General features: G+C 65.8%; 19 protein-coding genes. 4 read left to right on the top strand and 15 right to left on the bottom strand.

Going from position 1 to position 25,819, the window contains the following annotated elements:
• Nucleotides 1–58 precede the first annotated feature (58 nt).
• The gene (locus tag P9A16_RS19205; RefSeq protein ID WP_051758579.1) at nucleotides 59–2,443 is read left to right on the top strand and encodes a polysaccharide biosynthesis tyrosine autokinase; all 2,385 of its coding nucleotides are present in this window, start codon (nucleotides 59–61) and stop codon (nucleotides 2,441–2,443) included.
• A 37-nt stretch (nucleotides 2,444–2,480) separates the two neighbouring features.
• On the opposite strand, the gene P9A16_RS19200 is transcribed toward P9A16_RS19205, so the two are convergent.
• From P9A16_RS19200 to P9A16_RS19160, 9 genes are all read right to left on the bottom strand, one after another.
• Entirely contained in the window at nucleotides 2,481–4,022 is a 1,542-nt protein-coding gene (locus tag P9A16_RS19200) for a SpoVR family protein (protein ID WP_023513231.1), read from the bottom strand.
• A gap of 13 nt (nucleotides 4,023–4,035) precedes the next feature.
• Complete coding sequence (locus tag P9A16_RS19195) at nucleotides 4,036–5,358, bottom strand: YeaH/YhbH family protein (protein ID WP_023513230.1); 1,323 nt, start codon at nucleotides 5,356–5,358, stop codon at nucleotides 4,036–4,038.
• A 25-nt stretch (nucleotides 5,359–5,383) separates the two neighbouring features.
• Nucleotides 5,384–7,333, bottom strand: a complete 1,950-nt coding sequence (locus P9A16_RS19190; RefSeq protein ID WP_023513229.1) for a PrkA family serine protein kinase — start codon at nucleotides 7,331–7,333, stop codon at nucleotides 5,384–5,386.
• 148 nt (nucleotides 7,334–7,481) lie between these two features.
• Entirely contained in the window at nucleotides 7,482–9,113 is a 1,632-nt protein-coding gene (locus P9A16_RS19185; protein ID WP_024270078.1) for an AMP-binding protein, read from the bottom strand.
• A 2-nt stretch (nucleotides 9,114–9,115) separates the two neighbouring features.
• Nucleotides 9,116–9,865, bottom strand: a complete 750-nt coding sequence (locus P9A16_RS19180) for an enoyl-CoA hydratase/isomerase family protein (protein WP_023517292.1) — start codon at nucleotides 9,863–9,865, stop codon at nucleotides 9,116–9,118.
• A gap of 8 nt (nucleotides 9,866–9,873) precedes the next feature.
• Entirely contained in the window at nucleotides 9,874–11,574 is a 1,701-nt protein-coding gene (locus tag P9A16_RS19175; protein WP_023517291.1) for a methylmalonyl-CoA mutase family protein, read from the bottom strand.
• On the bottom strand, nucleotides 11,571–12,563 hold the full coding sequence (gene meaB, locus P9A16_RS19170; RefSeq protein WP_024270077.1) for a methylmalonyl Co-A mutase-associated GTPase MeaB: 993 nt from the start codon (nucleotides 12,561–12,563) through the stop codon (nucleotides 11,571–11,573). The genes P9A16_RS19175 and meaB overlap by 4 nt, the downstream gene beginning before the upstream one ends.
• Nucleotides 12,560–13,018: a cobalamin B12-binding domain-containing protein gene (locus P9A16_RS19165; RefSeq protein WP_023517487.1), complete on the bottom strand. Its 459-nt coding sequence runs from the start codon at nucleotides 13,016–13,018 to the stop codon at nucleotides 12,560–12,562. Before P9A16_RS19165 ends, meaB begins: the two co-directional genes overlap by 4 nt.
• Before the next feature lie 13 nt (nucleotides 13,019–13,031).
• A complete protein-coding gene (locus tag P9A16_RS19160) occupies nucleotides 13,032–14,363 on the bottom strand; it encodes an aspartate aminotransferase family protein (RefSeq protein ID WP_024270076.1) in 1,332 nt (443 codons plus the stop codon).
• Nucleotides 14,364–14,455: 92 nt separating this feature from the next.
• Between P9A16_RS19160 and P9A16_RS19155 the strand changes: the two genes are divergently transcribed.
• Nucleotides 14,456–15,313 carry a LysR family transcriptional regulator gene (locus tag P9A16_RS19155; RefSeq protein WP_023517528.1) on the top strand — a complete coding sequence of 286 codons (858 nt, stop codon included), beginning with the start codon at nucleotides 14,456–14,458 and terminating at the stop codon, nucleotides 15,311–15,313.
• Nucleotides 15,314–15,376: 63 nt separating this feature from the next.
• On the opposite strand, the gene P9A16_RS19150 is transcribed toward P9A16_RS19155, so the two are convergent.
• Nucleotides 15,377–16,495 carry a branched-chain amino acid ABC transporter substrate-binding protein gene (locus tag P9A16_RS19150; protein ID WP_278025905.1) on the bottom strand — a complete coding sequence of 373 codons (1,119 nt, stop codon included), beginning with the start codon at nucleotides 16,493–16,495 and terminating at the stop codon, nucleotides 15,377–15,379.
• A 320-nt stretch (nucleotides 16,496–16,815) separates the two neighbouring features.
• On the opposite strand from P9A16_RS19150, the gene P9A16_RS19145 reads away from it, so the two are divergent.
• The gene (locus tag P9A16_RS19145) at nucleotides 16,816–17,814 is read left to right on the top strand and encodes an AraC family transcriptional regulator (RefSeq protein ID WP_024270074.1); all 999 of its coding nucleotides are present in this window, start codon (nucleotides 16,816–16,818) and stop codon (nucleotides 17,812–17,814) included.
• A gap of 12 nt (nucleotides 17,815–17,826) precedes the next feature.
• Here P9A16_RS19145 and mce read toward each other — a convergent pair whose 3' ends face one another.
• Genes mce through P9A16_RS19120 form a run of 5 tightly spaced genes read right to left on the bottom strand, consistent with a single transcriptional unit; the run spans nucleotide 17,827 to nucleotide 24,282 of the window.
• Entirely contained in the window at nucleotides 17,827–18,228 is a 402-nt protein-coding gene (gene mce, locus P9A16_RS19140; RefSeq protein WP_024270073.1) for a methylmalonyl-CoA epimerase, read from the bottom strand.
• Between the two features lie 7 nt (nucleotides 18,229–18,235).
• Entirely contained in the window at nucleotides 18,236–20,374 is a 2,139-nt protein-coding gene (gene scpA / locus P9A16_RS19135) for a methylmalonyl-CoA mutase (protein WP_024270072.1), read from the bottom strand.
• Nucleotides 20,375–20,414: 40 nt separating this feature from the next.
• Complete coding sequence (locus P9A16_RS19130; protein ID WP_024270071.1) at nucleotides 20,415–22,433, bottom strand: acetyl-CoA carboxylase biotin carboxylase subunit; 2,019 nt, start codon at nucleotides 22,431–22,433, stop codon at nucleotides 20,415–20,417.
• Entirely contained in the window at nucleotides 22,433–22,735 is a 303-nt protein-coding gene (locus P9A16_RS19125; protein WP_023514401.1) for a hypothetical protein, read from the bottom strand. Before P9A16_RS19125 ends, P9A16_RS19130 begins: the two co-directional genes overlap by 1 nt.
• A gap of 14 nt (nucleotides 22,736–22,749) precedes the next feature.
• Nucleotides 22,750–24,282 carry an acyl-CoA carboxylase subunit beta gene (locus tag P9A16_RS19120; RefSeq protein ID WP_024270070.1) on the bottom strand — a complete coding sequence of 511 codons (1,533 nt, stop codon included), beginning with the start codon at nucleotides 24,280–24,282 and terminating at the stop codon, nucleotides 22,750–22,752.
• 120 nt (nucleotides 24,283–24,402) lie between these two features.
• Here P9A16_RS19120 and P9A16_RS19115 point away from each other — a divergent pair, with 120 nt between their 5' ends.
• Nucleotides 24,403–25,812, top strand: coding sequence for a helix-turn-helix domain-containing protein (locus tag P9A16_RS19115; RefSeq protein ID WP_024270069.1), 1,410 nt, complete (start codon nucleotides 24,403–24,405; stop codon nucleotides 25,810–25,812).
• The last annotated feature ends 7 nt before the right edge of the window (nucleotides 25,813–25,819 follow it).

Raw genomic sequence — 25,819 nt, 5'->3', positions numbered from 1 at the left:
GCGAGACCCCGGGCCGGGCTTGCCGGCCCGGGGTCCTCCCAGGGCAAAGCAGCGACCCATGAGCCGAAAGGCAGAACGGAGCCCCATGCACCACCGCACCGTGCCGTACGGCAGTCTTTTTCGCAGGGAGCCGGATACGTCCGACAGCTTCATCGATCTCAACCGCCTGATGACGATCCTCATGCGGCGGGCGCGGCTGATCGCGCTCTCCGTCGTCGTGGCGCTGGCGCTTGGCGTCCTCTATCTCGTTTTCGCGACGCCGCTCTATACGGCGATGACCCAGATCCTGCTCGACGAGGACTTGTCGCGGTATGCCGAGGAGGCCGAGACCACGCCGCAAAGCAGCCAGCAGGCGGACACGCGCCTTGCCAGCGCCATCGAGATTCTGAAATCGGGCCGGCTGGCGCTGCGCGTGGTCGATGATCTCGATCTTTCGCAGAACGAGACGATCCTCAACCCGCCGCAATCGCCTGTCTCGCTCGCCAAGGGCTGGGTCAAGTCGCTCGCCTCCCTGGGCTCTGGTGGGGCCGCCCCCTCGGCAGAGGCGGAAGCAGAGGGCCGGCGGCAGAAGGCAGCAGCGATGCTGCAGCAGGGCCTCGGCGTCGAGCGTGTCGCGCGCAGCTCCGTCGTCGCGGTGTCCTTCCGCTCACCCGACCCGCAGCTTTCGGCGACCATTGCAAAAGCCTATGCCGAGGCCTTCTTTGCCGAGCAGCTCAGCGCCAATGTCCATGCCAGCGAACAGGCCAGTGCCTGGCTGCAGGAACGGCTTGCCGATATCCAGCAGCGCTCGCAGGCAGCCGCGCTTGAGGTCGAGCGCTACCGCAACGAGAACGGCCTGACCGCTGCGCGCGGAGAGCTCATGTCGGAGCAGCAGCTTGCCGACCTCAACAGCCAGCTCATCGTGGCGCAGGCGGATGCGGCAAGCGCTTCCGCCCGCTACAACCAGTTTCGCGCCATCGTCGAGCAGGGGCCGGAAAGGGCGGTCGCCAATGCGACCATCCCGGCGCGGCAGGGTGACAATTCCATCGTGCAGGATCTGCGCGGCCGCTACAACGCCGTCGTCAAGCGCGAGGGGGAGATCACCCGTTCCTTCGGCGCCGACCATCCCCAGGCGACGGCACTCCGGGCCGAGAAGGAAGATCTCGCCCGGCAGATCTACCAGGAACTGCAGCAGCTGACGGCGAGCTACCGAAACGACTACGACGTCGCCCGCTCGCGGGAGATTTCGCTGCGCGAAAGCATCGAGAAGGTCGCTGGCAGCAATGCCGAAGCGAACCGTTCCTCTGTGCAGCTGCGCACACTGGAACAGAAGGCCACGGCGCTGAAGACGCTGTCGGACGCCTATCTCGCCCGCTACGAGCAGGCGACGCAGCAGCAATCCTTCCCCATCGCCAAGGCACGGGTGATTTCCGACGCCGGCGTGCCGACGGCGGCCTCCAGCCCGAGCAGGACGCTGACGATAGGCCTGTCGCTGGTGCTCGGCCTGATGGGCGGCGGTGCGCTGACCTTCCTGCAGGAAATGCGCGAGCGCTCCTTCCGGGTCGGTAACGACATCCGCGCCGTGCTGGGACTGCGCCCGCTCGGCTACCTGCCGCTGGTCGGCGCCCGCAAGGAGCGCGCGCAGCCCGCCCGGCCTGAGGACGGCGGTGCGGACGAAGGCGACGTCATTCCCTTCGAGCGCATGACGCGCATCGTGCTCGACGCGCCGGGCTCGGCTTTCGCCGAGACCCTGCGTCATGCCCGGCTCGCCAGCGACATGATGCTGCATGGACGGGAAAGCCGCGTGATCGGCATCGTCTCCGCCCTGCCGCAGGAGGGAAAGTCCACCGTTGCGATCAACTTCGCTGCGCTGCTCGCCGCCAGTGGCAAGCGCACGCTGCTGATCGACGCGGACCTGCGCCGGCCGAGCCTGACCGGCATGCTGAACCCCGCCCCGCAGGCGGGCCTCGTGGAGGTGCTGCTCGGGCAGGCCGCCTGGAACCAGGCCATCAAGGTCGACCGCCGCAGCAAGCTTGCCGTCCTGCCGGCCGGCGGCCGCATGCGCGGCGGCGAGGTCCACCACCCCAACGAGCTGATGGCCTCCGCCGGCATGAAGCGGCTCTTCGACGAGCTGCGCCAGACCTTCGACTACGTCATCGTCGATCTCGCGCCGCTCGCCCCTGTCGTCGACGTGAAGACCTTCGAGCCGCTGGCCGACGGCTTCCTCTTCGTGGTGGAATGGGGCAAGACCCCCTCGCCGCTGGTGCGCGACCTGCTTACCGCCGAAAGCCGCATCGAGGCCAAGATCGTCGGCGTCGTGCTCAACAAGACGGATATGACGGCGCTCCCCCGCTACAGCGATTTCGGCGCGGCGGAGAAATATCGCAGCCTCTACGATCAGTATTGCACCGATTCCGTCCCGCCGGTGCCCGCGCGGCAGAAGAGCGCGCCGACGCAAGGGTGACGCTGCGGGTCTGGCCTGACAGGTCGGGCCCGCACTGCTAGTCTCCCGTCGCCGAGCACTCGTAGAGGGAGGCCCCCGTCTGCGCATCCACACCGGACAGGCTGACATTGTAGCCCCACAGCCGGCGCACATGGGCGAGGGTCGCGTCACGGTCGGTCTCGTTCAGCAGGATGCCGCTCTTCACGCGGTGGCGCAGCCGAAGCTGCCGGTCGCCCAGGAGGTCGACATCGACCACCTGGATGTCCGGCCGGTTGACGCCGGGATCGTAGTTGCGGGCGAGTGCGGCGCGCACGGCGGAGTAGCCCCGCTCGTCGTGGATGGAGGCGACCTCGCAGAACCGTTCGTCGGCACGGTCGGTGAGGTGGAACAGGCGGAAGTGGCGCATCAGCGTCGGGCTGAGATATTGCAGGATGAAGGATTCGTCGCGGTGGTTTTCCCAGGCGTCGAGCAATGTCGCCCGCCAGTCGCCATTGCCGGCGATGGTGGGAAACCAGTCCCGGTCCTCGTCGGTCGGCCGGGTGCAGATGCGCTCGATGTCCTGCATCATCGCAAAACCGAGTGCATAGGGATTGAGACCCGAAAAGCGCGGATCGTCGAAATCCGGCTGGAACACCACATTGGCGTGGCTCGCCAGCAGCTCCAGCATCGCGCCCTCGCTCATCCTGCCCTGGTCGAACAGCCGGTTGATGATGAAATAGTGCACGAAGGTGGCGCAGCCCTCGTTCATCACCTTGGTCTGGCCCTGCGGATAGAAATACTGGGCGATGACACGCACGATGCGCAGGATCTCACGCTGCCAGGGTTCGAGGATCAGGCTGTGTTTTTCCAGGAAGTAGAGCAGGTTCTCTTCCGGCAGGTTCAGCGCCTGCTTGCGCTCCAGCGCCTCCTGCTCGGCCGCCTCGATGCCGGCATGGCCGTTGGTGGTGGGCAGGGTGCGCCAGAGGTCGCTGTAGGTCTGTTCCTCGTATTCCAGCCGCTCACGCGCCCGCTCGGTCACCTTCTCCGAGGATAGCCGCGGCGGGCGGCGATAGTGGAAGACGCCCTGGTCCATCAGGGCATGCGCCGCGTCGAGAATCTCCTCCACCGCCGTCGTGCCGTGCCGCTCCTCGCATCTGGCGACGTATTTCTTGGCGAAATCCATGTAGCCGAGGATGGCGCTCGCATCCGTCCACTGGCGGAACAGGTAGTTGTTCTTGAAGAAATGGTTGTGGCCGAAGGAGGCATGGGCGGTGACGAGCGCCTGCATCGGCATGGTGTTCTCTTCCATGAGATAGGTGATGCAGGGATTGGAATTGATGACGAGTTCATAGGCGAGCCCGCGGTAGCCCTTGCGGTAGAGATGGCTTTCGAAGACGAAGCGCTTGCCGAAGGACCAGTGCTGATACATCAGCGGCATGCCGACCGAGGAATAGGCGTCCAGCATCTGTTCGGAGGAGATGACCTCGATCTGGTTCGGGTAGACGTCGAGCCCCATTTCGCCGAGGGCGATCGTCTCGATCGCGTCATAGGCCCGCGACAGGGTCGCGAAGTTCCATTCGGAACCGTTGAACAGCAGGGAAGAGGCCGGTCGCTTCGCCATCCCAATGCTCCCCTCAGACGCGCGCGGCGCGGGGTTGGTGCCGGGCGAAGAGCTTGCGGAAGACGGGGTAGATGTCGGCGGGCCGGGAAATGCGCGTCATCTGGAAGTTCGGTACCGCTCCGTCGACGGTGCGATAGGCGCGCCACAGCGACGTGCCGTTGTCGGTGGTGCCGAAGATCTCGCTTTCGCGCTCGTCGATGATCTCGACATAGGCATAATACTGGCAAAGCCGCATCAGCTCGTCGCGCAGCAGCGAGGCGCAACGCTCGGAATCGCCATTGGCATTGTCGCCGTCCGAGGCCTGTGCGGCGTAGATGTTCCAGATGTTGGAAGGATAGCGGTCCATGATGATGCGCTGCATCTCCTCCAGCGCGGTGGAGACGACCGTTCCCCCGCTCTGCTTGCTGAAGAAGAAGGTCTCCTCGTCCACCTCGTGTGCCTCGTCCGTGTGGCGGATGAAGACGATGTCGATCCGCTCGTAGCGGCGCTTGAGGAAGAGATGCAGCAGAACGAAGAAGCGTTTTGCCAGATCCTTCTCGCGTTCGCCCATCGAGGCGGAGACATCCATCAGGCAGAACATCACCGCGCTCGCATTGGGCTGCGGTTTGCGCTCGTAGCGATTGAACCGCACGTCGACCGGGTCGACATAGGCGATGCGTCGACGCCGGCGTTCCAGCACCTCCAGCTCCTGGCGCAGCTGCGTGAGCCGGTTGCGCTGCGGCAGCGACAACCGCTCCTCTGCTTCCAGTTCGGCGATCTCGTCGGCAAGCACCCGGCATTCCCGTTCGCTCGGGCGGCGCAGCGCCATGCGGCGCCCGAAGCTGTTGCGCATGGTGCGCCCGACATTGATATTGGTGGGCGTGCCTGACGTCGTCAGCCCGGCGCGGTGCGGCTTGTAGGTGACGGTTTCCCGGAGATTGAGCTTCACGAGGTCCGGAAGCTCCAGATCTTCGAAGAAGAGGTCCAGCACCTCTTCGCGAGACAGGATGAAGAGGAAGTCGTCCGCCGCCTCGCCGCGCCCCGGGCCGCGTCCGTTGCCCCCGCCACCGGCGCCCGCCTCGGGCTTGCGGATCTTGTCACCCGGCGAGAAGGTCTGGTTGCCGGGCAGCACATGATGGCGTTCACCGCTGACGCCGGAGTGGCGGAAGCTCGGCTCGTCCGCGCCGCGCCGTGGGATCGGCACGCCATGGGCCGCGTCCACGTCGGCGATCTTGTCGGACTTCACCTGGTCGCGGATCGTGCGCTTCAGTTCGTCATGCACGCGCTTGAGGAAACGCTGCCGATTGCCGAGGCTCCGGTCCTTGGGATTGAGCCGGCGGTCGATGAAATGAGGCATACGCCAATCCCCCGCTTCGGCATGGTCAGCCGGCCTTGTTCACGCGCATGTACCAGTCGACGAGCCGGCGGACCTGGCGGCTCGTATAACCGCGCGCCGTCATGCGCTGGACGAATTCGGCGTGCTGCTTCTCGGTCGTGCTGTCCTTCTTCGAGCCGAAGCTGATGACGGGCAGGAGATCCTCGACCTGTCCGAACATGCGCTTCTCGATGACTTCCCGCAGTTTCTCGTAGCTCGTCCAGGCAGGGTTGCGCCCGTTGTTGCGGGCGCGGGCGCGCAAGGTGAACTTCACCACCTCGTTGCGGAAGTCCTTGGGATTGGCGATGCCGGCCGGCTTTTCGATCTGCGACAGCTCGCTGTCGAGGATCTCGCGGTTGAGGATCTGGCCCGTGTCGGGATCCTTGAAGTCCTGGTCTTCCAGCCAGGCATCGGCATAGGCGATGTAGCGGTCGAAGAGGTTCTGGCCGTATTCGCTGTAGGATTCCAGATAGGCCTTCTGGATCTCGTGGCCGATGAACTCGGCATAGCGGGCGGCAAGCTCGGAGCGGATGAAGTCGAGATAGTTCGCCTCGACCTCCTTGGGAAACTGCTCGCGCCGGATCGCCTGTTCGAGGATGTACATGAGGTGCACGGAATCGGCCGCCACCTCCTTGGTGTCGTAGTTGAAGGTTTCCGACAGCACCTTGAAGGCGAAACGCGTGCTGATGCCCGTCATGCCCTCGTCGATGCCGGCGGCATCGCGGTATTCCTGCAGCGATTTCGCCTTGGGGTCGGTGTCCTTCAGGTTCTCGCCGTCATAGACCCGCATCTTCGTGTAGGTCGGCGAGTTCTCGTGCGGGGAAAGGCGCGTGGCGACGGTGAATCGGCTGAGGTTTTCCAGCACTTCCGGCGCACAGGGGCTGTCGGCCAGCTCGCTCTCGCGCAGCAGTTTTTCGTAGATCAGCCGCTCCTCGGTAACGCGCAGGCAATAGGGTACTTTCACGACGAGGATGCGGTCGAGGAAGGCCTCGTTGTTCTTGTTGTGCTTGAACTGCAGCCATTCGGACTCGTTGGAATGGGCGAGCACGATGCCCTGATAGGGGAAGGCGCCGAAATTCTCCGTGCCGTTGTAGCTGCCCTCCTGTGTTGCGGTCAAAAGCGGATGCAGCACCTTGATCGGCGCCTTGAACATCTCGACGAATTCGAGCAGCCCCTGTGTCGTGCGGTTGAGGCCGCCGCTGTAGGAATAGGCGTCGGGATCGGCCTGGCTGAAATTCTCGAGCTGCCGGATATCCACCTTGCCGACGAGCGCGGACACGTCCTGGTTGGTCTCGTCGCCCGGCTCCGTCTTGGCGATGGCGATCTGCCGCAGCCGCGAGGGCATCAGCTTGACGACGCTGAACCTGGAGATGTCGCCGCCGATCTCGTCCAGCCGCTTGGTCGCCCAGGGCGAGATGAGGCCGGTAAGCCGGCGCTGGGCGATGCCGTATTTGTCTTCCAGCAGTTCGCCCATCCGCTCGCGGGAAAACAGGCCGAGCGGCGATTCGAAGACCGGGCTGATCTTGCCGTCGATGGCGAGCGTATAGATCGGCTGCTCTTCCATCAGCTTCTTGAGGCGCTCGGCGAGCGAGGACTTGCCGCCCCCGACCGGCCCCAGAAGGTAGAGGATCTGCTTGCGCTCCTCCAGTCCCTGGGCGGCATAGCGGAAATAGCCGACGATGCGTTCGATCGTGTCTTCCATGCCGAAGAAATCGGCAAAGGCGGGGTATATCTTGATGGTACGGTTGGCAAAAACCCGGCCGAAACGCTCGTCCGCACTGGTATCGACGAGGGTCGGCGCGCCGATCGCCGCCACCATGCGCTCCGGCGCCGTGGCGTAGAGGCTCTTGTCGTCGCGGCAGGCCAACAGGTATTCCTGAAGGCTCAATTCTTCTTGTGCTGTACTCGCGTATACCTTTGAAAACAGGTCGAAAACGTCGCTGCCAGTGGTTCCCATGGAACCCTCCCGCGGTCGTTAGCCGGGAGTGTCGAATCTCCCGCGTATAGTGTACGCCGGAACGCAATCGACTGCAATTTGTTCCCCGCATTCTTCAAGCGAATGTGTGAAATCTCCCTCTATCCGTGACCGGCCCCGTTCATGCCGCCTAGCGCGCGCCGCGGTCGAAGGTCGCCGGCCCGAGACCGCGCTGGCGCAGCACGCTGCGCGCCACTTTTTCCGTTGGCGTGCGGGGCAGCGGGGCATCGGTGATCTCGATATAGCGCGGCACCATGTGGCGTGGTGCGCTGGTCCTGAAATGCTCGAGCAGGCCGGCCGCATCGAGCATCGAGCCGGCACGGCGGAAGGCCACCACCATGATATCCTCCTCGGTGAATTCGGAAGCGATGCCGAAGGCGGCGCTTTCGACGATGTCGGGATGCTGCTCGGCCAGCATCTCCACCTCGTAGGCGGAGATGTTCTCGCCGCGGCGGCGGATCGCCTCGTTCAGCCGGTGCTTGAAGTAGAGCCAGCCGTCCGCGTCCATCACGCCGGCATCACCGGAATGATACCAGAGATTGCGCAGCGTCTCGACCGTCTTGGCCTCGGCGCGATAATAGCCGGAAAACATGCTCCAGCTCTTCTTGGGGCGTGAGACGATCTCGCCGATGCTGCCGGGCGGCAGCGGGCGGTCCTTGTCGTCGACGACGGCCACCTCCCAGTCGGGATGCGCCCGGCCGCAGGAACCGGGCCGCGTGTCGTCCACGGTGTCGAGCGTCACGAAGCTGGTCTCCGTCTGGCCGTAGCCCGTGACAAGGCGCATGCCGAAGCGGTCCTCGAACGCCGCCTGGTCCGGCACCATGGGAATGCACTGGCAGACCCGCACGGGGTTGTCGCCGTCGTGCCCTTCCTGCGGCGCGCGCATGAGGATGACGGCCATGGCGCCGAGAAGGTTCGTCGCCGTCGCGCCGCTGTCGCGCACCTGCGCCCAGAAGCGCGAGGCGCTGAACCCGTCGGCGAGCGTTGTTCGCGTGCCGTAGATCAGCGGCAGATAGACGCCGAACATCTGCGCATCGGTGTGGAACAGCGGCAGGGCGGAAAAGTAGCTGTCATCCGTGTTGTAGCCCAGATTGGCGGCCATCGCCGCCGCCCAGGCGTAACAATGGTGGTGCGACATCAGCGCGCCCTTGGCCGGGCCCGTCGTACCCGACGTATAGAGGATCGCCATCGGATCGCTGTAGTGCACGGCCGAAAGGTCGAGGCCGGCGGGTGGCGCGAGGCATTCCTCGAAATGCAGGATGCGGTCGATCCGGATCCCCGCCGCGCGCGCTGCCGCGGGATCGGCGCCGACGAGGATGAGCGTGCGGAGCGCCGGCAGCCGGTCCTGCACGATGGCGAGTTCCGGCAGGACGCCCGCATCGGCGACCAGCACCTCCGCCCCGCAATTGTTGAGGTTGTGGCAGAGCAGGTCGCCCTTCAGCCCCGGATTGTTCGGCACCTCGATTGCGCCGAGGCTGGAGGCGGCGAACCAGGTGGCGACGAGTTCGAGGCAGTTCGGCAGCAGCATCGCCACCCGGTCGGCGCGGCCGACGCCCAGCCGGCGAAGACCGCCGGAAAGCCGGCAGGTGAGGGCCAGCATCTCCTCGAAGCTCGCCGTGCGGCCGCAGATATCGATGAAGGGACGGGAGCCGAAACGTTCGGCCTGCGCGACGAGGATCTTCGGCAGGACACGCTCTTCGATCGCATCGTCGTGAAGGCCCGGGATGGCCGAAAGGGAAGAGAAGGCGGGGAGGATGGACACGGTCAGAACCCTTTTGCCTTTGCCTGCGCCGCGGGAGAGAGAAAGCCGCGAACCGTGGCCGCCGTCTCCTGCGCCATCGCGTCTTCGAGGGAGGAATGAAAGCCGTCATTGATGGCGCGCTTGACATCCGCCACCGCACCCGCCGGACGGTCGGCGATCGCAAGAGCGAGGCGCCTGGCTTCGTCGAGCAGCGTATCGTCGGGCACGACCTTCCAGGCGATGCCGGTCTCCAGCGCCTTTTGCGCATCGTGGCGTTCGCCGAGGATGAGCAGTTCCTTGGTGACCTGCGGGCCGACCTGTTTCGTCAGGAGCGCGGTCACGCCGCCCGTCACGAACAGGCCGTAGCCGACCTCGGGGAAGAACCAGCGGGTGTTCTCGGCAAAGAGCCGGAAATCGCAGTTGATCGCCCATTCCAGCGCGCCGCCGACACACCAGCCATGCACGGCAGCGATCACGATCTTGCGCGAGCGCATGACATGGAGCGTGACGGCCTGGATGGCCTCCACCCAGTCCTCGGTCTCGGCCTTCGACGCGGTCTGTGCGTCGAGGTCCTTGAGATCGTCGCCCGAGCAAAAGGCCCGGCCGGCGCCATTGAGGATGACCGCGCGGATATCGTCGTTCGCCTCGGCGGCGGAAAGCGCCGCGATCAGCCCGTCGACGAGCGGCCGGTTCATGGCGTTCAGCCGCTCCGGCCGGTTGAGCGTGATCCAGGCGATCGGCCCTTCGAGGGTGATGAGGACAGTGTCGTTCATCGCCTGCCTCACACGATCATCGGTTCGGAATAGGCGCCCCAGACACCGCGCAGCGCGGTGCAGATCTCGCCGAGCGTCGCCTTCGCCTTGACCAGTTCGATGGTCTTCGGCAGCAGGTTCATGTCCTCCGACCGGGCCTGCTCGACGAGTTCCTGCATCAGGACCTTGATGCGCGCATCGTCCCGGTTGGCCCGGACGATCTTCAGGCGATCGACCTGAAGCTGCGTGCAATGATCGTCATAGGGGTGGATATGGACATCCGCCGTGCTGCTCGCCTCGTCGGCGAACTTGTTGACGCCGACGGAAATCTTCTCCCCGGAATCGATCTTCTTGAAGGTGGCATAGGCGGAATCGGCGAGCTTCTGCTGGAACCAGCCTTCTTCCACCAGTTTAACCGCGCCGCCACGCTCTTCCACCTCGTCGAGCATCTTCCAGATCTCGGTCTCCATGTCTTTGGTCAGCCGCTCGATGAAGTAGGAGCCGCCGAGCGGGTCGATCACCGAAGTGACGTTGATCTCCTCGCGGATGATCTGCTGGGTGCGGATGGCAAGTTTCATCGCCTCCTCGGTGGGGATGGCGAAGGCCTCGTCGAGGCCGTTGGTGTGCATGCTCTGGCAGCCGCCGAGCACCGCGCCAAGCGCCTGGATGGCGGTGCGCATCAGGTTGTTGTGGTGCTCGACCTTGGTGAGGCTCATCGCGGCCGTCTGCACATGGACGCGCAGGCGCATGGATTCCGGCTTCCGGGCCTTGAAACGCTCCGCCATGATCTTCGCATAGACGCGCCGCGCGGCGCGGAACTTGCAGATCTGCTCGAAGAAATCCTGGTGGCTGATGAAGAAGAACGACAGGCGCGGCGCGAAATCGTCGATATCCATGCCGGCCTTCGTCACTTCCTCGCAATAGGCGATGGTGAAAGCCATGGTGAAGGCGATCTCCTGCAGCGCATTGCCGCCGACATCGGAGAGATGGTAGCCGCTGAGGCTGACCGGATTGATCTTCGGCGTCGCCTTGGCGCTGTACATGATGAGGTCGCGCAGCAGCCGCACGGCGGGGCGGACGGGATAGATCCACTCCTTCTGGGCGACATATTCCTTCAGCGGATCGGCCTGCAGCGTGCCGGTCAGCTTGTGCAGGTCGCAGCCGCGCTGCTCCGCCACCGCGACGAACATGGCATAGACCACCCAGGCCGAGGGGTTGATCGTCAGCGAGACGGAGATCTTTTCCAGGTCGATGCCGTCGAACAGCCGGTCGATATCGTCCATCGTGTCGATGGCGACGCCGACGCGGCCGACCTCGCCGAAGGCCATCGGGTCGTCGGAATCAAGCCCCAGCAGCGTCGGCAGGTCGAAGTCGGTGGAGAGGCCGGTCTGGCCGGTCTGGATCATGTATTTGTAGCGCTGGTTCGTCGCCTCGGGATTGCCGAAGCCGGCGACCTGGCGGATCGTCCAGGGGCGGCCGCGATACATCGTCGGGTAGACGCCGCGGGTGAAGGGATAGGCGCCGGGAAAGCCGAGCTCCTCGGCCGGAATGTCGGCAACGTCGGCGGCCGTATAGATGCGCTTCAGCGGGATGCCGCTTTCCGTCTCGTAGACGTCCTTTTCCTCCGGCCGGTTCTTCAGGAAGGCGGCAAGGGCACCCTCCTCCCATTCCGCCTGGCTTTCGCGGACGGCGTCGATGGCGGGCGCGGAGAAGAGATGGGCGTCGTTCATGGGGTTTCCTCCCAACCCAGAAGGGCGCGTGCGACGACGGAAGGGTCCATCCGCCGTTCCGCCACCGCCCGGATCTGCCGTTCGAGCGTTTCGGGTGCTTGCTGGAATTTCTGCTGAAAGAGATGGCGGGCCGTGCCGAGGATGCGGGTGCGGCCCATAGCGCGCTGGCGCTCGGCCCGTTCGCCGCTCTCGTTGAGATGCGCCCAGTGCGCGCCGATGGCGTCCTTCAATTCGCCGACGCGTTCGCCGGAAATCGAGCTGATGGGCAGGACCGGCGATGTCCAACGGGAATCGTGGTGGTCCCCGCCGAGCGCCAGCATGCCGCGCAGCGCCGAGACCGTCGCGGCCGCCTCCGGCTTGTCGCATTTGCTGACGGCATGGATGTCGGCGATCTCGAGAATGCCGGCCTTGATCGCCTGGATGTCGTCGCCGAGGCCCGGGGCGGAGAGCACGACGACGGTATGCGCGGCCGTGACCACCTCCACCTCGTCCTGCCCGACGCCCACGGTCTCGATGATGACGGGGTCGTAGCCCGCCGCATCCAGCACGTCGACCGCCTGGAGCGTGGCGCGCGTCAGCCCGCCGAGATGGCCGCGGGTCGCCATGCTGCGCACGAAGGCGCCGCCGGCCGCCGCCGTCTCGCTCATGCGCACGCGGTCGCCTAGGATCGCTCCGCCGGAATAGGGGCTGCTTGGATCGACGGCGATGACGCCGACCTTGTGGCCTTCGGCGGCATAGGCCTTGATCAGCGCCGAAACGAGGGTCGATTTGCCCGCGCCCGGAACGCCGGTAATGCCGATGATATGGGCGCTACCGCCAAGCCGGTAGAGTTCCGCGAGCGCCGCGGCGGCTTCGGGATAGCCCTCCTCCGCGCGCGAAATCATCCGGGCGATGGCGATGGCCCGGCCCGCCAGCACGTCCTTCACCAGGTCGGCCGAGGGGACATAGGTCGCCCGCCGCGGTTTTGCGGAATGGGTGACGACCGTCATATCCGGCCACGTGCCGTGACGAGATCGGTGATCGTCGTGACGATAAGGTCGGAACGGGCCTCCTGGGGAACGATGGCATCGACGCCGCCCTCCAGCAGAGCGGGGTAGTCCTGCTCGGGAATGACCCCGCCGGCGACGACGAGGATGTGCCCGGCCCCCTCCTCGCGCAGGCAGCGGCCGAGTTCCCGGAACAGCGGGACATGCGAGCCGGAGAGCAGGCTGACGCCGATGACGTCGACATCCTCCTGGATCGCCGCCTGCACGACGTCCTTCGGTGTCTTGTAGAGGCCGGTGTAAACGACCTCCATGCCCGCATCGCGCAGGATGCGCGCCACCACCTTGGCACCCCGGTCATGGCCGTCGAGGCCGAGCTTGGCGACGAGGACGCGGATGGTGTCGGGGGTCTCGTCCGGCCCGGTGGAAAGGCTTTCGCCGGCAAGGGTCGCGTCGCGCATCCGTTCTTTCTCCCTACTCGGCCGCGATGCCCGGCGCACGGGCACCGGAAACGGAAGCGGCCTCGATGGACTGGGCGATGATGCGCAGGCCGATGTCGATCTCCTCCTCGGAAATCGTCAGCGGCGGCGCGATGCGGAACACGCCGCCCATGCCGGGCAGCTTGACGATGTTCATGCTGAGCCCGCGCCGGAAGGCTTCCGCGGCGATGCGACTGCCGAGCTCGTGGTCGGCGCTGCGGTCCGGATTGACGATCTCGACGCCGAGCATCAGACCGCGGCCGCGCACGTCGCCGACACAGTCGAAGCGCTGCTTGAGCTGCGACAGGCCCTCGAAGAGCCGCGCGCCAAGCCGGCCGGCGCGCGCGACGAGCCCTTCCTCCTCCACGATGTCGAGCACGGCGAGGCCCACGGCTGCCGGCAGCGGATCGGAGACATGGGTCGTGTAGAAGAGGTAGCCCTTCTCATGGGCGATGTCCTCGATCTCCGCCGTCGTCATGACGGCTGCCAAAGGCAGGCCGGCACCGATCGTTTTGGAGAGCGTCAGGATATCGGGCGTCACGCCGTCGCGCTGGAAGGCGAACATGGTGCCCGTGCGGCCGATGCCGGTCTGGGCCTCGTCGAGGATGAGCAGCATGCCGCGCTCGCGGCACTTTTCCTTCAGCGCGGCCAGATAGCCAAGCGGCAGTTCCAGCAAGCCGCCGCTCGACAGGATCGGCTCGGCGATGAAGGCGGCAAGACTGCCGACCGACTGGCTGTCGATCAGCCCGAAAGCGTCGTCGAGTTCGGTCTTCCAGTCGAGGCTGCCATCCGCATGGCGGAAGCGCGGGCGGAAGGTATTCGGCGCGGGAATGGTGAGCGAGCCCACCATGGCGGGGCCGTAACCCTTGCGGCCGGCGCTGTAGGTGGCCGAGCTCGCGGCGCCCGTCATGCCGTGCCAGCTCTTGGAGAAGGCGACGATCTCGTGCCTGCCGGTGACCAGCTTGGCCATGCGGATGGCCGCTTCGTTGGATTCTGCGCCGGTCGACAGCAGCATGACTCGGTCGAGCCCCGGCGCCAGTGCCGCCAGCCGCTCGGCAAGGTTCACGACGGGCCGCGACAGCATGCCGCTGAAGAGATGCGCCACGGCACCCATCTGGCGCTGGACAGTGGCGACGATGTGCGGATGGGAATGACCGACGAGCGCGCTCATCTGGCCGGAGGTGAAATCGAGAATGGGGCGCTCGTCCGCATCGAAGACGAAGCAACCCTCGGCCCGCTCGATGATGGCGGGGTCGAAGCTGCCGCCGTAGCGGATGAGGTGCTTGCGTGCGGCCGCCCAGAAGGCGGGGTCCTGGTTGCGTGACATGTGAGCCTCCGATGCCGTTTCAAAAGCGATACCGGCTGGCGGGGTCTCTGTAAAATTGATAGTATTTGGATTCCGATATAAGGAAAACTGATATGCTGGGGCCGCTGGATCTTCGCCTGCTCATCACCTTCGTCAACGCCGCCCATTCCGGTTCGCTGAGCGCCACGGCCGTGCAGGTCGGCCGCACGCAATCGGCCGTGACGATGCAGATGCAGCGGCTGGAAGAGATGCTGGGGCAGAGCCTCCTGCACCGCAGCGGCAGCGGCGTCCGGCTGACGGGAAGCGGCGAGCGCTTCCTTGCCTATGCCGAGCGTATCCTGAAAATGCACGACGAGGCCGTGTCCGCCTTTTCCCAAAAGGGCCTGCACGGCTCCATCGTCTTCGGCAGCCCGGAAGACTACCTTCTGTCGTTCTTTCCCATGCTCCTGAAAAGCTTCGGCACGCGTTATCCGGATGTCGAGATCAAGGTGCTCTCCGCCCCGACCGCCGAGCTGCGCGCCCTTCTGCCGTCGCGCAAGGTCGACCTGGCGCTGGTCTCGACGCCCAATCTTGCCGATGTGGACAATATCGTGCGGACCGAGCCGCTGGTCTGGGTCGGCAGCAAACCGACGCTGGAGGCGCATGATTTCGGCGATACGGTGCCGCTGGCGCTGCCGGCCTCCAATGCGATGGACCACCGCGCGGCCTGCGAGGCGATGGCGCGGGCGGGGCTTCGCTACAAGATCTCCTATGCCAGCAACAGCCTTGCCGGTCTTATCGGCCTTGCCCGCTCCGGCCTTGCCATCTGCGTCATGACGCAGGAGGCCGTGCCGCCCGACCTCCATATCCTCAACGCGCCGCTGCCGCATCTGCCGCATCTCGGCATGCTGATCGCCTTTGCCGACGGCGACCCGTCGCCCGCGACGAGCGCCTTTGCCGACCATATCCGCGCGGTGTTGCCGACGCTGTGACGCGAACGGCCGCGGCAGGTCTCCCCGCCGCGGCCGCCCTGTTCCCAAGCGATGGCCTGCGACCTATTTCTCGAAATAGGTCGGTTTGCCGTCCTCGACCTTGCGCCATTCGTAGATGACATAGTCCGGGCGGTTGATGTCGCCCTTGGCGTCGTAGCCGATCTCGCCCAGCGCCGTCGCCCAGGGTCCGCCGGACTTGATGGTCTCGGCGACCTTCTGCGCATCCTCGGCCGAGCCCGTCTTCTCGATGGCGGACGCGATGATCTGCACGGCGATGTAGGAATAGAGCGTATAGGCCTCCGGTTCGAAGCCGGCGGTGCGGAAGGCCTCGACCACGTCCTTGGCCGCCGGGTTGCGGCGCGGGTCGGGGGCAAAGGTGTTCAGCGTGCCGACGACGGCATCGCCCGCGATCTGCGCCAGTTCGCTGGAGACCATGCCGTCGCCGGAGAACAGCGTCGCCTTCAGCCCCTGGTCGGCCGATTGGCGCATGATCAGGCCGGCCTCGGTGTGCAGGCCGCCGAAATAGATCAGCGTGACGCCGGCCGCTTTCATCTTGGCGATCAGCGCGGAAAAATCCTTCTCGCCGCCGGTGATGCCTTCATAGAGGACCTCGGTGATGCCCGCGCCGTTCAGCTCCTGCTTTGCGACGTCGACGAGGCCCTGGCCGTAGGGTGTCTTGTCATGGACGATCGCGATCTTCGCGTCCTTGAAATTGGCCGCGATATAGGCCGCCGCCACCCTGCCCTGCTGGTCGTCGCGCCCGCAGGTGCGGAAGGTGTTCCACAGGCTGCGCTCGGTGAATTGCGGGTTGGTCGAGGCAGGCGTGATCTGCAGCACGCCGTTTTCCGCATAGACCTCCGAGGCCGGGATCGAGACGCCGGAGTTGAAATGGCCGACGACATAGTGGACGCCGTCGGCGACGAACTTGTTGGCAACCGAGATGCCCTGCTTCGGATCCGAGACGTCGTCGCCGATGACGATCTTCACCTGTTCGCCCAGCACGCCGCCAGCGGCGTTGATGTTGGCGGCCGCCTGCTCGGCGCCCTTGACGAACTGCGCGCCGAAGGCGGCGTTCGGGCCGGTGATGGGGCCGGCGACGCCGATGACGATGTCGGCGAAGGCACTGCCGCCGGACAGGACCAGAGACGTCAGGACCACCGACGACAAGAAGAATTTTTTCATGGATGCGCTCCCAGTTTGGCTGCGGGCGATGGTTGAGGCTTTGCTGCGCTGCCCACGATCGGCGCAGAACGCCATCCGGCGCGTGAAGACACCCGCCAGGCATTCGGTCTTGATGATGTCGGACTGTGTCCGGCGGGTGGTTCGGGCTCCCTGCCCCGCCGGCCGCCCTGTCAGGCGGCGAAGACGCGGCGCCTCGGCCCCATGCCACCCGGCTCCCCTTCTTGTGAGAGGGGATGATGCGGCGGAGAAATATGGTATGCAATGACCGAAGGTTTCAGATTTCGTGATCGCTTTTGCCATAGGGATGGAGGGCAGGCCGCATGGAACGCCGCATGATCGCGCCCTGTTTCATGGACGACACGCTCGAATGCCTGCGGCGGCAGGGGGTGGAGGCCGCGCCGCTTCTCGCCGAAGCGGGCCTTCCGCCGGTCATCACCGGCCCCATTCCGGCTGAGCGATACGGTGCCTTCTGGCACGCGGTGGCCCGCACCATGGACGACGAGTTCTTCGGCGAAGGCGCGCGGCCCATGCGTGCCGGCTCCTTCGCGCTGCTCTGTCAGGCCATCCTCTCGACGGCGACGCTGGAACATGCACTACGGCGGGCCCTGCGGTTCCTCAAGGTCGTGCTCGACGACCCCCGCGGTACGCTGGTCGTCGAGGAGGGGCTGGCGCAGATCGTGCTGAGGGATGCGGGCGGGCCGCGCTCGGCCTTCGCCTACCGTACCTTCTGGATCATCGTGCACGGGGTCAATTGCTGGCTGATCGGACGGCGGCTGCCGATCCGCTGGGTCGATTTCCGCTGCAGCGCGCCGCCGGCCGGCACCGACTACCGCCTGTTCTTCGGCGCGCCGGTGCGCTTCGACCAGCCGGAGACGCGGCTGGTCTTCGATGCGGAATTCCTGAACCTGCCGACCATCCGTGACGAGCGCGCGCTGAGGGAATTCCTCCGCCACGCGCCGGGCAATCTCCTCGTTCGCTACCGACATGACATGGGCCTATCGGCCGCCATCCGCCAGCGTCTCGGCGGCCTCGCGCCGCAGGCCTGGCCGGGTTTCGAGGAGCTGGCCGGACGCATGCGCATTCCCGCGCCGAGCCTGCGGCGGCGGCTGAAGCTGGAGGGGCAGACCTATCGGGAGATCAAGGATGACCTGCGCCGCGCGCTCGCCATGGAGGCGCTTGCGGACGGCCATGCCAATGTCACGCAGCTTGCCGCCGACCTCGGCTTTTCCGAGCCGAGCGCCTTCTACCGCGCCTTCCGCAAGTGGACCGGGAAATCCCCGGCCGTCTTCCGGCGCAGCGCGGGCGAGATGGAGGCGTAGGGTGGCCTCCCGTCAGTTCTCCTCGAACTCGACGAGCGTGCCCTGGAAATCCTTGGGATGGGCGAAGACGACGGGATTGCCGTGTGCGCCGATCTTCGGCTCGCCGCCGCCGAGCAGGCGGATGCCGTTCGCCGTCGCCGTGCCGATGGCCGCCGAAATGTCGTCCACGTCGAAGCAGACATGGTGGATGCCACCCGCCGGCTGGCGCTCCAGAAAAGCGGCGATGGGCGAATTCGGCCCCAGCGGCTCCAGAAGCTCGATCTTGGTGTTCTCGAACTCCACGAAGACGATGCGCACACCGTGTTCCGGCAGCTCCTGCGGCTCGGTCGTGGTGACGCCGAGATCGCGGTAGCGGCTGGCCGCCGCTGCCAGATCCGGGACGGCGATGGCGATATGGTTGACGCGCTTCAGCATGCTGACCTCACTGGTTCCTGCGGCGGCCTTCGATCAGGTCGAGCACCGTCCGGGCGGCATCGAGCACGTTGGTGCCCGGGCCGAAGACGGCGGCCACGCCGTTGTCCATCAGATAGGAGTAGTCCTGCCGCGGGATGACCCCGCCGCAGACGACGATGATGTCCTCGCCGCCCGTCGTCTTCAGGGCCTCGGCAAGCTGCGGCATCAATGTCTTGTGGCCGGCGGCGAGCGAGGAGACGCCGATGACGTCGACCTCCTTCGCGGCGGCCATGGCGGCCGCCTCCTCCGGTGTCTGGAACAGTGGCCCCGCCAGAACATCGAAGCCGAGGTCGCTGAAGGCCGAGGCGATCACCTTGGCACCGCGGTCGTGGCCGTCCTGCCCGAGTTTTGCGACCATGACGCGCGGCTTGCGCCCGAGCTTGGTGGCGACGCCGTCGAGACGTTCGGTCAGGACCGACAGTTCCGGCTCGCCCTCATAGGCCTTGCCATAGATGTTGCGCACGACCTTGGGCTCGGCGACATGGTTGCCGAAGACCGCACGCATGGCATCGGAGATCTCGCCCACGGTGGCTCTGGCGCGGGCACAGTCGACGGCTGCGTCCAGAATGTTGCCCTCGCCGGTGCGGGCGACCTCCTCAAGGCGCGCGAGCGCGGCCGTGACGGCAGCGGAATCCCGCCGGCGCCGGATCGCTTCGAGCCGCTTGATCTGCGACGAGCGGACGGCGGTGTTGTCGATCTCCAGCGTGTCGATCGGCGCCTCGTCCTCCAGGCGGAACCTGTTGACGCCGACGATCACCTCTTCGCCCTTGTCGACCGCTGCCTGCCGGCGCGTCGCCGCCTCCTCGATCAGCCGCTTCGGCAGGCCGGCATCGACGGCCTTCGTCATGCCGCCCATCGCCTCGACGTCCTCGATCAGCGCCCAGGCCTTTTCCGCCAGTTCGTTGGTGAGGCTCTCGACATAATAGGAGCCGGCGAGCGGATCGACGACCTTCGTCACGCCCGTCTCGTTCTGCAGGATGAGCTGGGTGTTGCGGGCGATGCGGGCGGAAAACTCCGTCGGCAGCGCGATCGCCTCGTCGAGCGCATTGGTGTGCAGCGATTGGGTGCCGCCGAGCGCGGCCGACAGCGCCTCATAGGCGGTGCGGATGACGTTGTTGTAGGGGTCCTGCTCCTGCAGCGAGACGCCGGAGGTCTGGCAATGGGTGCGCAGCATCAGCGAGGACGGCTTCTTCGGCTCGAATTCCTGCATGATGCGCGTCCACAGGAGACGCGCCGCGCGCAGCTTGGCAGCCTCCATGAAGAAGTTCATGCCGATGGCGAAGAAGAAGGAGAGGCGCCCGGCGAAATCGTCGACGTCGAGCCCCTTGGCAAGCGCGGCGCGGACATATTCGCGCCCGTCCGCCAGCGTGAAGGCCAGTTCCTGTACCAGCGTCGCCCCGGCCTCCTGCATGTGGTAGCCGGAGATCGAGATGGAGTTGAACTTCGGCATCTGCCGCGCGGTATATTCGATGATGTCGGCGATGATCCGCATGGAGGGAGCCGGCGGGTAGATGTAGGTGTTGCGGACCATGAACTCCTTGAGGATGTCGTTCTGGATGGTCCCCGACAGCTTTTCGCGCGGGACGCCCTGCTCCTCGCCCGCCACGATGAAGCTGGCGAGGATGGGGATGACGGCGCCGTTCATCGTCATCGACACGGAGATCTTTTCCAGCGGGATACCGTCGAACAGGATCTTCATGTCCTCGACGCTGTCGATGGCGACGCCCGCCTTGCCGACATCGCCGACGACGCGCGGATGGTCGCTGTCATAGCCGCGATGGGTGGCGAGGTCGAAAGCGACCGACACGCCCTGCTGCCCGGCGGCCAGATTCTTCCGGTAGAAGGCGTTCGAGGCCTCGGCGGTGGAAAAGCCGGCATATTGCCGGATGGTCCACGGCCGCCCCGCATACATGGTCGCGCGCGGCCCGCGCACGAAGGGCGCAAAGCCGGGCAGCGAGGCGAGGTGCTCGATGCCCTCGATGTCGGCGGCGGTATAGAGCGGCTTGACGGCAATGCCCTCGGGCGTCTGCCATGTCAGCGTTTCCGGCGAGGCCTTCAGCTCCTTCTCGGCCAGCGCCTCCCAGTCGGCGATCGTCTTTTCACTCATCGGGCGCCCTCCTGCCGGCTGCGGTCAAGCTCGTCTGCCATCATTCGAACTCCATGATCAGCTCGTCGACCGCAAGGCTCGCGCCGGGCTCGACGGCAACGCGCTTGACGATCGCGCGTTTTTCCGCGCGCAGGATGTTTTCCATCTTCATCGCCTCGACGACGGCGAGCGCCTGGCCCGCCTCGACGGTATCGCCCGCCTTGGCGCTCACGGACGTGATGACGCCCGGCATCGGGCAGAGCAGCATCTTCGAGGTGTCCGGCGGCTGCTTCTTCGGCATCAGCCGTGCCAGCGCCGCGACCCGGCCCGAGCGGACATGCGCCTTGATATCGATGCCGCGCCAGCGCAGGCGGATGGCCGGGCCGACGAGATCGACCTTCATGCCGACCGTCTCTCCGGCGATGGTGAAGGTGGCGTGCGTGGAACCCGGCACGAAGCTGCCGGCAACGGGCAGCACGGTGCCGTCGGCAAAGCGCACGCTGGCGCCCTCCACGCCGGTTTCCAGCGTCAGGGCAAGCTCGGTCTCGCCGAAGCGCACCACCCAGTCCTTGCCGAGAACGCGGCGGTGGTTGCCGATCGTGCCGGAAATCTGCACGGCGCGCGCCTGCATCACCTGGCTGACCGAGGCGGCGACGGCGGCAAGCACCCGTGCGGCCTCGCCGTCCGGCTCGACGCCGTGGAAGCCGTCCGGGAATTCCTCCGCGATATAGGCGGTCGTCAGCCGCCCCTCGCGGAACCGCGGCTGCTGCATGACGGCCGACAGGAACGGCAGATTGTGACCGACGCCCTCCACCTCGAAACCGTCGAGCGCGCGGGCCATGGCGTCCACCGCCGCAAGCCGGGCCTCGGCTCCTTCCCCCGGTGCCCAGGCGCAGAGCTTGGCGACCATCGGGTCGTAATACATCGAGATCTCGCCGCCCTCGTAGACGCCGGTATCGTTGCGCACGACGGTGCCGTCGGCCGCCTTGCCCTCGGCCGGCGGGCGGTAGCGCGTGAGGCGGCCGATCGACGGCAGGAAGTTGCGGTAAGGGTCCTCGGCATAAAGGCGGCTTTCGATCGCCCAGCCGTTCAGCTTTACGTCGTCCTGGCCGAAAGTGAGCTTTTCGCCGGCGGCGACGCGGATCATCTGCTCGACGAGGTCGATGCCGGTGATGAGCTCCGTCACGGGATGCTCGACCTGCAGGCGCGTGTTCATTTCGAGGAAGTAGAAATTACGGTTCCCGTCGACGATGAACTCCACCGTACCCGCGGAGTGATAGCCGACGGCCTTTGCCAGCGCCACGGCCTGCTCGCCCATGGCCTTGCGCGTTGCCGCGTCGAGGAAGGGCGACGGCGCCTCCTCGATGACCTTCTGGTTGCGTCTCTGGATCGAGCATTCGCGCTCGCCGAGATAGAGCGTGCTGCCGTGTTTGTCGCCCAGCACCTGGATCTCGATATGGCGCGGCTGGGTGACGAACTTCTCGATGAAGATGCGGTCGTCGCCGAACGAGCTTTTCGCCTCGTTCCGGGAGGACTGGAAGCCCTCGCGCGCCTCCGCGTCGTTCCAGGCGATGCGCATGCCCTTGCCGCCGCCGCCGGCAGACGCCTTGATCATTACGGGGTAGCCGATGCGGGACGCGATCGTCACCGCCTCGTCGGCATCCTCGATCAGGCCCATATGGCCGGGCACCGTGCTGACGCCGGCCTCCGCCGCCAGCTTCTTCGAGGTGATCTTGTCGCCCATCGCCTGGATGGCACCGACCGGCGGGCCGATGAAGGCGACGCCCTCCTTCTCCAAGGCTTCGGCAAAGGCGGCGTTTTCCGACAGGAAGCCGTAGCCGGGATGCACGGCGTCCGCGCCGGTCTTGCGGATGGCGTCGAGGATGCGGTCGATGACGATATAGGACTGCGCCGACGGCGCCGGCCCGATATGCACGGCCTCGTCGGCCATGGTCACATGCAGCGCGTTGCGGTCGGCATCGGAATAGACCGCGACGGTGGGAATGCCGAGCCTGCGGGCGGTCTTGATGACGCGGCAGGCGATTTCGCCGCGATTGGCAATCAGGATTTTCTTGAACATCAGGTGTCTTCCGGTCCCGGTCTGTCTTTGTATTTCTTTTCGTAAGGCATCAGCAGGATGGCCGAGGCCGTCGCGGCCCCGCCGAACAGCGAGGCGAAGGGCACGACGAGCAGCAGCACCGGCATGACCGGATCCGCCGCGCGGGCGATGCGCGTGCCGATGCCGCCGATATCGAGGAGGATAACGGCGGCGGCCGTCGCCGCGCCGATCAGGCCGCCGACGAGCGCATGCAGCATCATGAAGCGCAGCATGTGCCAGTGATCCTTGCGCGCCTCCTCCGGCGTCAGTTCCGGCCGTTCCATCCTCCCCGCCCTTGTCAAAGCGGTATCGTGTCGTGCTTCTTCCAGCGCGTCTCCACCTGCTTGTTCTTCAGCGATGCGAAGGCCCGCGCGATGCGCCGGCGCGAGGAATGCGGCATGATCACCTCGTCGATGAAGCCGCGCTCGGCGGCGACGAAGGGGTTGGCGAAGCGCGCCTCGTATTCCTTCGTGCGGGCGGCGATCTTTTCCGCATCGCCGAGTTCCGAGCGATAGAGGATTTCGGTCGCGCCCTTGGCGCCCATGACGGCGATCTCGGCGGTGGGCCAGGCATAATTGACGTCGGCGCCGATATGCTTGGAGGCCATGACGTCATAGGCCCCGCCATAGGCCTTGCGGGTGATCAGCGTCACCATCGGGACGGTCGCCTGACTGTAGGCGAAGAGCAGCTTGGCGCCGTGCTTGATGATGCCGTTATATTCCTGTGCGGTGCCGGGCAGGAAGCCGGGCACGTCGACAAGGGTCAGGAGCGGGATCGAGAAGGCATCGCAGAAGCGCACGAATTTCGCAGCCTTGCGGGCGGAATCGATGTCGAGGCAACCGGCCAGCACCATCGGCTGGTTGGCGACGACGCCGACCGTCTGGCCTTCCAGCCGGATGAAGCCGGTGATGATGTTGCGGGCGAAGGCCTCCTGCAATTCGAAGAAGTCGCCCTCGTCGGCCAGAGCCAGGATCAGCTCCTTCATGTCGTAAGGCTTGGTCGAGCTTTCGGGCACGAGGCTGTCGAGGCGCATCTCGAGGCGTGCGGGATCGTCGTGGAACGGACGGACCGGCGGCTTCTCCCGGTTGTTGAGCGGCAGGAAATCGAAGAGCAGCCGGACATTCTCCAGCGTCTCGATGTCGTTCTCATAGGCCGCGTCGGCGACCGAGGATTTCTTCGTATGGGTGCCGGCGCCGCCGAGTTCCTCGGCGGTGACGATCTCGTTCGTCACGGTCTTCACCACGTCCGGGCCGGTCACGAACATGTAGGACGTGTCGCGCACCATGAAGATGAAATCGGTCATGGCCGGCGAATAGACGGCCCCGCCCGCGCAGGGGCCCATGATGACGGAAATCTGCGGGATGACGCCGGAAGCCTCCGCATTGCGGCGGAAGACCTCGGCATAGCCGGCAAGCGAGGCGACGCCTTCCTGGATGCGCGCGCCGCCGCTGTCGTTGAGGCCGATGACCGGGGCGCCGTTGCGCACCGCCATATCCATGATCTTGCAGATCTTCTGGGCATGGGTTTCCGACAGCGAACCGCCGAGGACTGTGAAATCCTGGCTGAAGACATAGACCTGGCGGCCGTTGATCGTGCCCCAGCCGGTGACGACGCCGTCGCCCGCGAAGGTCTGTCCCGCCATGCCGAAATCGACGGCCCGGTGGGTGACGTACATGTCGTATTCCTCGAAGGAGCCCTCGTCGAGCAGCACCTCGATGCGCTCGCGCGCCGTCAGCTTGCCCTTGCCGTGTTGGGCGTCGATGCGCTTCTGGCCGCCGCCGAGCCTTGCCTCGCTGCGGCGTTGTTCGAGTTGTTCAAGGATGTCGCGCATGAAGGCTCCCACTGGTGTCGTATCGATACTCATACCGGTTTGCATGGATTTGCTGAACCCTTGATCGGGCGCAAATGTGGAATTATAAATCTGCAAACTGAAACTTGCGAAATTGCGAACATGGCGCTCGGAAAACTCTTCATCGGCCTGAAGGTGCGCGAGCTGCGCGTGGCGAGCCAGCAGACGCAGAGCCAGTTCGCCAAGCGCATCGGCATTTCGACCAGCTACCTCAACCAGATCGAGAACAACCAGCGCTCCGTCTCGGCCGCCGTGCTGCTGCAGCTCGCCGACAAGTTCAACCTCGACATCAGCGAGCTGTCACGCGGGGAGACGGACCGGCTGCTCTCGGCGCTCAGCGAGGCGCTCGCCGATCCGATCTTCGAGAGTTTCAGCCCTTCCCTCCAGGAACTCAAGCTGATTTCGCAGAACGCGCCGGCGCTGGCCCATGCGCTCGTGCTCGCCCACCAGGCCTATCGCCGCAAGAGCGAGCAGCTGGCGAGCCTCGACCACGACCGCGAGAACGCCCCTGGCCTCGGCGCCACACCCTATGAGGAGGTGCGCGACTTCTTCCATTTCGTCGACAACTACGTGCACACGCTCGATGTTCTCGCCGAAACGCTGGCGGCCGGCCTTTACGGTGCGGGCTTCGACCGCAGGTCCGCCCTCGTGCGCCATCTTGGGGAGCAGTTCGGCGTCTCGGTCGTTTTCGCGGAGACCAATGACAGCCCGCTGCGCCACTATGACCGCGACCGGAAGACCCTGACCCTCAACCGGCTCTCGGCGAACCCGACGCAGGTCTTCCAGCTTGCCCACCAGATCTCCCAGCTCCATGCGGCGCGGGAGATCGAGGAGATCGTCCAGCGGGCGAATTTTCGCACGGACGAAGCAAGGGACATCTGTCGCATCGGGCTGCACAACTATTTCGCCGGCGCCCTCGTCATGCCCTACAGCGATTTCCTTGCCGCCGCCCAGGCGCTGCGCCACGATATCGAATTGTTGTCTGCCCGTTTCGAGGCCTCGCTGGAGCAGGTCTGCCACCGGCTCTCGACACTGCAGCGGCCGGGCAACAAGGGCGTGCCGATCTTCTTCGCGAGGATCGACCGTGCCGGCAACATCACCAAGCGGCACAGCGCGACGAAGCTGCAATTCGCCCGCTTCGGCGCGGCCTGTCCGCTTTGGAACGCCCACCGGGCCTTCGAGGTGCCGCAGGGCATCATCCGCCAGCTTGCCGAGACGCCCGACGGGGTGCGCTATCTCTGTCTTGCAACGCAGACCTTCAAGGGCACCGGCGGTTTTGCCGCCACGCGCACGGGCTATGTGCTCGCCTTCGGCTGCGAGGTCTCCTATGCCGACCAGTTCGTCTATGCGGACGACCTTGATATCGGCGAGCGCTCCCGCTTCGAGCCGATCGGCATTTCCTGCCGGCTGTGCGAACGTGGCAACTGTCCGAGCCGGGCGGTCCCGCCGATCCGCGGCCGCCTGCAGGTCGATCCCGATATCCGCGAGACGATCCCCTATCGCCTCGCCTGAGCAAAAG

The sequence above is a fragment of the Shinella sp. 838 genome (assembly GCF_029623935.1).
Classification (GTDB): Bacteria; Pseudomonadota; Alphaproteobacteria; order Rhizobiales; family Rhizobiaceae; genus Shinella.
Note: the sequence above shows the minus strand (reverse complement) of the source record. Positions and strands in the feature narration are given on the sequence as shown.

Excerpts from the sequence above, each read along its gene's own strand:
- P9A16_RS19205 (WP_051758579.1), top strand. The coding sequence starts at position 59 with ATGAGCCGAAAGGCAGAACGGAGCCCCATGCACCACCGCACCGTGCCG.
- P9A16_RS19200 (WP_023513231.1), bottom strand. The coding sequence starts at position 4,022 with ATGGCGAAGCGACCGGCCTCTTCCCTGCTGTTCAACGGTTCCGAATGG.
- P9A16_RS19195 (WP_023513230.1), bottom strand. The coding sequence starts at position 5,358 with ATGCCTCATTTCATCGACCGCCGGCTCAATCCCAAGGACCGGAGCCTC.
- P9A16_RS19190 (WP_023513229.1), bottom strand. The coding sequence starts at position 7,333 with ATGGGAACCACTGGCAGCGACGTTTTCGACCTGTTTTCAAAGGTATAC.
- P9A16_RS19180 (WP_023517292.1), bottom strand. The coding sequence starts at position 9,865 with ATGAACGACACTGTCCTCATCACCCTCGAAGGGCCGATCGCCTGGATC.
- P9A16_RS19175 (WP_023517291.1), bottom strand. The coding sequence starts at position 11,574 with ATGAACGACGCCCATCTCTTCTCCGCGCCCGCCATCGACGCCGTCCGC.
- meaB (WP_024270077.1), bottom strand. The coding sequence starts at position 12,563 with ATGACGGTCGTCACCCATTCCGCAAAACCGCGGCGGGCGACCTATGTC.
- P9A16_RS19165 (WP_023517487.1), bottom strand. The coding sequence starts at position 13,018 with ATGCGCGACGCGACCCTTGCCGGCGAAAGCCTTTCCACCGGGCCGGAC.
- P9A16_RS19160 (WP_024270076.1), bottom strand. The coding sequence starts at position 14,363 with ATGTCACGCAACCAGGACCCCGCCTTCTGGGCGGCCGCACGCAAGCAC.
- P9A16_RS19155 (WP_023517528.1), top strand. The coding sequence starts at position 14,456 with ATGCTGGGGCCGCTGGATCTTCGCCTGCTCATCACCTTCGTCAACGCC.
- P9A16_RS19150 (WP_278025905.1), bottom strand. The coding sequence starts at position 16,495 with ATGAAAAAATTCTTCTTGTCGTCGGTGGTCCTGACGTCTCTGGTCCTG.
- P9A16_RS19145 (WP_024270074.1), top strand. The coding sequence starts at position 16,816 with ATGGAACGCCGCATGATCGCGCCCTGTTTCATGGACGACACGCTCGAA.
- mce (WP_024270073.1), bottom strand. The coding sequence starts at position 18,228 with ATGCTGAAGCGCGTCAACCATATCGCCATCGCCGTCCCGGATCTGGCA.
- scpA (WP_024270072.1), bottom strand. The coding sequence starts at position 20,374 with ATGAGTGAAAAGACGATCGCCGACTGGGAGGCGCTGGCCGAGAAGGAG.
- P9A16_RS19130 (WP_024270071.1), bottom strand. The coding sequence starts at position 22,433 with ATGTTCAAGAAAATCCTGATTGCCAATCGCGGCGAAATCGCCTGCCGC.
- P9A16_RS19125 (WP_023514401.1), bottom strand. The coding sequence starts at position 22,735 with ATGGAACGGCCGGAACTGACGCCGGAGGAGGCGCGCAAGGATCACTGG.
- P9A16_RS19120 (WP_024270070.1), bottom strand. The coding sequence starts at position 24,282 with ATGCGCGACATCCTTGAACAACTCGAACAACGCCGCAGCGAGGCAAGG.
- P9A16_RS19115 (WP_024270069.1), top strand. The coding sequence starts at position 24,403 with ATGGCGCTCGGAAAACTCTTCATCGGCCTGAAGGTGCGCGAGCTGCGC.